The sequence below is a fragment of the Pseudovibrio sp. POLY-S9 genome, assembly GCF_001431305.1.
Classification (GTDB): Bacteria; Pseudomonadota; Alphaproteobacteria; order Rhizobiales; family Stappiaceae; genus Pseudovibrio.
This window is the reverse complement of record NZ_LCWX01000155.1, coordinates 1-6,558: the sequence shown is the minus strand read 5'-3', so window position 1 is coordinate 6,558 and position 6,558 is coordinate 1. Positions and strand designations below refer to the sequence as shown.

Below are 6,558 nucleotides of genomic sequence, written 5' to 3'. Positions count from 1 at the left end.
TGCCAATCACCTCTAACCTGGTATTATCATAACCGCCAAAAGCTCCAAGACGGGTATTATCACCGATCAGGACATCGCCTCCCACAAACAACCCGCCGATCGAGCGATCAAGCCCTGCAGTGTTGTGGTTTCCACTCCAGCTCCCCCAGGCGCCAAAGCCTTGCCCCCAGAAGGTGGCGTTCTCGCTGATACGTTTTTCAGCCTGTGCCTGTCCGCCGGCGGCCACAGCTCCCGTTGCAATGCGCATACGGTTCAGCGCAGCTTCGCGTGCAAAGCGGCTTTCCTCAAGCAGCGCTGTCCTGATCGAAGCGTGTACTTCGCCAGAGAGGTGATCAAGCGCCTTCGGTGCCTCTTCACCTGAAAGGTTGAGCACCGCGTTGTATAAAGGCCCGCTGTCAAGCGAAAACACACCACCGCCCGTTGCGCATTGATTGGTGCTCATTCCTGAAACGCAGAACGTGGGCACGGCAAGTTCTGAAGTCAGAAAAACACTATTAGGATCATAGGACAGGGCAAAATTGAGGAATGCAAAATCATCGGTTGGTGTAGGGGAATCGAATGTTCCATTAATGCCACCGCCTGCGGTGATGATGGTATAAGTCGTGCCGGCGGTATAGGTCGATCCGTTATCAGTTCCGTTCTCCGGCATGACATGCACCGTTCCACCATTGATAGTAACGGTGTTATTGGCAGCCAGCAGATCATTATTTACGCCCGCTGCAGCACCGCCGTCGTTCAGCTCAACCTCATAAACCGAACCGGCATTGAAAACAGTCGATGTCGTGTTCATCGTACCAATGGAGTTACCAGGTGCAATCACAGCACCGGAGTTGACTGTAACTGCTCCCAGTGTACCCGACCCTCCAAGACTGCCACCATCAGTCGTAACATCTCCAATGGAACCATCAACAACCAGTGCTCCACCAGACACTGTGGTGTTACCGGAATAAGTGTTGTTGCCGGTTAGGATGAGTGTTCCGAGACCAGTCTTTTTGAGAGAACCGGTTCCGGTCAAGTTGGAGGCGACGACAGTCGAGTATCCCGCACCTGTATCAGTGCCATCTCCGACCCGGATCGCAGTTGCTCCTGTTAGTGCAATATCTCCGCCAGAAACACTGTATCCGTCCGTTGCAAACTGCATGCCTTTGGAGACAGATACCCCGGCACTATCTACCGTGACAGTACCTGCCTCTGCCTGAAAGATCAGGAAGCTGTCTGGATCGTGTGGCGCGCTTCCCGAACCGTCGGCATTAGTCCAGTTGGCACCAATTGCGCTCCAAGTGCCTGATCCGCCATGAATGGTGCCGTCTGCACTGGTTACCGCTCCGTTCCAAAAACTCAGCAGGTTAGCATTGACTAACAAATTGACCTGACCCGCTGTGGCGGTTTGGATGTCGTAGTTGAACTCCGTCGGCGCTAGACCTATTTCAAGTTCGTTATCGGTCAAACTGCCGCCATAGGTGATCAGGTTATAGACCCCGGCGTCAAAACCACCCGCATCAGTGATATTGAGCAATCCATCCAGTGTCAGATCACCGCCAACAGCAATGAGGTCGCTGTCCACGCCCGCCGTTCCGGATGGAGAGCCGAGTTCGAAATCCAGACCGGATGCGGAGGTCAGATTGAGGTCGCCGCCGACCGTTAGCGTACCGGGGCTATTGCCTGCAGCAATTGTTCCGCTTGTGACTGTTGCCGAACCGTTGATCGTGCCTGAGCCGCCAAGGACACCGCCGTTGATTGTAACATCACGAATGGTGCCGTTGACGACCAGCTTGCCACCTGAAACAGTGGTGCCGCCGGTATAGGTGTTGATGCCCGTCAGGGTTGTGGTGCCGGCAAGCTGATTGACAGTACCACCTCCCGAAATTGCAGGGGAGAAGATGTAGTCGGTATCCGTATGGTTGAAGTTGATCACCCCGGTACCATCACCAAATTTAACCGCTGCCGCATTTAGAACCCCTGCGGCCTGCGCCGGGTTGCCAGCAGCAGCACCAATATTGAGCGTGCCATGGGAACCGGTCTCCCTGCCCAGATGAACGCTGTTCTCCACATCAACCACGCCACCATCTGAGATCGTCAGGGTACCCCGTCCGAGCAATCCGATGTTCATATAATGGCTGTTTTCCCAAAGAGACCCATCTCCGGACACGACTACGCCTCCTGTTGAACCTGCATTAGATCCGATCACCCCTTCTCGACTGGTCACCCGACCACCTTCGGCAATGGTCAGAGTTCCGGTCCCCTGACGTCCTACGTCAAGACTGGTACCTTGTGCATCCAAACCGACATAGTTCTTCCAATGCGACCCTTCTCCAATCACCTCCGCAGCCCCGGTTGAGCCTGCATAAGATCCGATCAGGAGATAACCGCTAGTAACTAAACCGCCCTCTAAGATACTCAGGGTTCCGTTTCCATTGTATCCAACTATAAAACCAAATCCGGCTTGAAAACGTGAGTTAGGACCTGTCACCGTCACAGCTCCAGACGAACCGGAGCCCCTAGCGACAAAGGTATAGTCTCTTGCAGAAACATCACTGCCATCAGCAATGGTCAGAGATCCTGTTGCAGGGCTACCAACGCGAAAATTTTGGCCACCACTCAAGGTCGCACCATCCCTGAACTCCAGCGCTCCTTCTGAAACAGTGGTGGTGCCGTTATAGGTATTGTCACCCGTCAGGACGAGTGTTCCAAGACCAGTTTTTTCCAGTGAACCAGCTCCGGTCAGGTTGGAAGCAATGGTTGAGGTAAAACCGGCGCTCGCACTGGTTCCCTCCCCAACCCTGAATGAAACGGTGTCAGCGCCAGCATTTATGATGATATCGCCACCAGTCACTGTGTAGCCATCCGCTGCGAACTGCATGCCTTTGGACACCGAAACCCCGGCGCTATCCACTACGATCGTGCCCGGTGTTCCCTGGAAAATCAGCGTGCTGTCCGGTTGATAAGGTGCACTTGCTGAGCCTGTGGCATCGGTCCAGTTGGTTCCTGCACTACTCCATGTGCCAGAGCCACCATGAACGGTTCCATCAGCACTTGTTACCGGTCCGTTCCAGAAGCTCAGCTGGTCCGGGTTCACCAGAAGGTTGACCTGTCCGGCTGTTGCAGTCTGCACGTTGTAAAGGAAACCTATTGGCCCAGTGCCTACCACCAGGCCGTTATCGGTCAAACTGCCGCCATAGGTGATCAGATTATAGACCCCAGCGTCAAAGCCCCCCGCATCGGTAACGTTGAGCGTTCCATCCAGCGTCAGATCACCACCAACGGCGATGAGGTCGCTGTCTACGCCTGCTGTGCCGGAAGGAGATCCAAGCTCGAACTCCAGAACTGAGGCGGAAGTAAGATTGAGGTCGCCGTCGATGGTCAGTGTGCCAGGGCTGTTGTCTGCAGCAATCGTTCCGCTTGTGATTGTTGCCGAACCGTTGATCGTGCCCGAGCCGCCAAGGCTACCGCCATTGACTATAACATCGCCAATGGTGCCATCAACAACCAGTTTGCCTCCTGAAACGGTAGTGCCGCCGGTATAGGTGTTGGCACCGGTCAGGGTCGTGGTGCCCGATAGCTGGTTAACCCCGCCGTCTCCTATGATTTTTGGAGCGAACACGTAAGCGGTATCCGTGTGGTTAAAGTTGATCACCCCGGTACCCTCGCCAAATATCACTGCCTCTGTATCAAGGGTGCCTGCCTTCACAGCCGTCTCACCTGCCGCAGCGCCGATATTGAGTGTGCCTTGAGAAACAGCGCCGAAGGCCAGCACGACATCACCATCTACATCCACGATAGCGCCATCTGCTATCGTCAGCGTCCCGGGCGCTCTATCTCCGACTTTAATACGATCACTGCTTTCCCAAGCGGAGCCTTCGCCCGTCACTGTAACAATACCCGAACTGGCCCCACTGAAGCTGGCGCGGTTGAAGCCAATGGTGGTGCTATCAGAAGTAACCTTGCCGCCATTCTCTATTTTTAGGGAGCCGGCACCATACTGGCCGACCAAAAGAGGGCCTGACTCCCAGACGGATCCGTCATCCGTCACAGTCACGGCACCTGTGGCATCAGGTCCACCTATGATGCTGTTCAGACCATTGGTAACCTTACCGCCGTCGGAAATGGTCAGCGCTCCGGTCCCATTCAAGCCAATTATTGAGATAGCAGCAACATCTAACGAAGATCCTGAACCCGTCACAGTCACGCTGCCCGACACACGGCCAATATTCAGATATCCACTGTTGACCTCACTGCCCTCTGCAATGGTTAATGCGCCGGTGCCGGCATAGCCGACCCTCAGCGCTGCAGTATCGGTCAAAACACTCCCGCCGCGCAACTTCAACGTACCGCCAGACACTATCGTTTCGCCGGTGTAAGTGTTGGTCCCTGTCAGGATCGTGGTGCCCGAAAGCTGATTGACACTGCCAGTCCCGCTGATATCTGCGGAGAAGGTGTAGTCACTATCCGTGTGGTTGAAGTTGATAGTACCTGTTCCTGGACCAAAGATTACCTTTGCTGTGTTGAGCTCTCCCGCCCCCACCGCAGCATCCCCAGCTACAGCACCGATGTTCAAAACGCCAGAACCTGGTGTGTCAGAGCCCAGCCTTGTTACTCCGGACACGTTCACTACTGCATCCTCTGAAATCGTCAGAGTGCCATCGCCACTGCTACCGACAACCAAGTCATAGGCATTGGTCCAGGTTGATCCGGTGCCGGTCACCTCAACACGACCAGAAGAGCCTCCGGTACGGCCGATAATGCTGTCTGCGCTGCTAACTGCACCGCCATCGGACACTGTCAAAGTACCATCGCCGTAGTCACCGACATAAATCCAGTATGAAGAATCCCAGATTGATCCAGTGCCTGTCACCTCAACGCTACCAGTTGAACCGTTCTTATAGCCAATATAGCTGCCGCTATAACTATCCAATGCGCCACCATTAGAAACAGTCAGAAAACCTTGGCCTTCATCGCCGACAACAAGATCGTTAGCGTCTGCGGTTCCGTTGGTGCCTTTATCCGTAATGGAGGTCGGATTGGGGAGAGCAGTGTCAATGGTAACATTTTGATTGTGATCTGGAGTAGTATTGCTACTCCAGTTCTCGTCAGTAAACCAGTCGGTTGATGCGCTCCCGTCCCATGTTTGTCCAAGCGCGTTGGTTGCTCCGGACAACACCAAAGGCCCTGATGCAATTAGCGTAGCGGCAAGATAAGGCGCTCGACTTGCTGTAGTGCCAGCCACTTTGGTTATACGCCCACCGCGCCGCAGATGGTTCAGAAAGTGCTGAAAACATGTTCTTGTAGGGGAAGTCGTCATACGGATGTCAGAACTCTTGGTTCAAAATCTTTGATGTACCCATCTCACTTCAAAACCTGATCGTTTTGACGTGAAATGACGCGGAACTTATCGGTGACCTGCTCAGGAACGATCGTCAGTTAAACGCCCTAAGCTAAATCGCTACAGATCTTTCTTCCCAATCATTCGCCAGACGGCACGCCGATACCGGCGGCAGCGGTCAAAATGCTGACACTTGAATATCAATGGGATGAAAATACAGAGGGATTGTACGTAGTCGGCAGCGCAAAGAATGCTAAGAACTTAGCAATCTGGCTATTTACTCAGATTTGTGCACACGGCATGAGCGAGCAGACCTCAGAGAGACAAATGCTCGGCTCTGGCGGCATCAATCCAGTCTGACAGGGCTTGCTCGTCCGGCACGGCAATTGCTCCGTACTTCAGTACGATCAGGCCATTTTTTTCCAGCTGTTTGAGCGCTTTACCCATAGAAACACGTGAGGTGCCTACAGCAATAGCCAACTCAGACTGGTTCCAGTTGAGCATCCCTGGCACCTCTGAAGCTTCGAGCATGTTCTGCAAAAACACTGCTGTATAAGCAGGCAAAGGTAGCAAACGCAGATCGTCCAGCATATTCAGTGCCACATTCAAACGGCTTAACGTCGCTGGCAAAGCTGCGCGGGCGATTTCTGGATGAGTGTCCATTAGCGTCAGAAAATCAGCTTTGTGAACATAACCAATTGTTGTCTTACCAACTGCTGTAGCATTTTGTGTCCGCTTGCGGCCGGTCAGCACGCCTATGATGCCGATGAAGTGCCCCTCACCAAGCACCGCAAGAATTGTTTCTCGGCCACTGGGGCTGAAACGCCCCATTCTAACTGCACCTGAACGCACAATGAGCAGGCGATCACCATCATCACCGGTCGAGAAGATCGTGCGGCCGTCCTGATAGGTGTGGCACTGCTCGACAGCTGCAAAAGCGGCCTCGACCTTTGGGCTGAGCAGGTCAAGGAACTTGAGGCTCCCGTGATCCAGCAATCCTGTCATGGCCAAGGTTCCTTAAGATGCGTTGAGGGCGTACACTTCATCACCTATCCTGAACATCGCCCTTGTTGTCAACACACCATACTGTTAGTTGCAGAGCTTCAATCGTGGCCGCAGCTAGCGATAGCCACGAATGTCTGCTTCTCTAATCGGGCGCTGAGGTCAAGCTCTTTTTTCCTTTCCGATCGGATCTAATCCATCTCCGGGTCACGCTTCTCTTCGCAGTCTGGGTCGCT

At 53.8% G+C, this 6,558-nt stretch carries 2 protein-coding genes; both read right to left on the bottom strand.

Translation table 11 applies throughout. The features are described 5' to 3' along the window. The coding region (locus PPL9_RS33330) for an autotransporter-associated beta strand repeat-containing protein (protein WP_208989374.1) at positions 1–5,155 on the bottom strand (5,155 nt) is incomplete at its 3' end. A gap of 480 nt (positions 5,156–5,635) precedes the next feature. Then, positions 5,636–6,325 carry a Crp/Fnr family transcriptional regulator gene (locus PPL9_RS14205; RefSeq protein WP_057463318.1) on the bottom strand — a complete coding sequence of 230 codons (690 nt, stop codon included), beginning with the start codon at positions 6,323–6,325 and terminating at the stop codon, positions 5,636–5,638. Between the last annotated feature and the right edge of the window lie 233 nt (positions 6,326–6,558).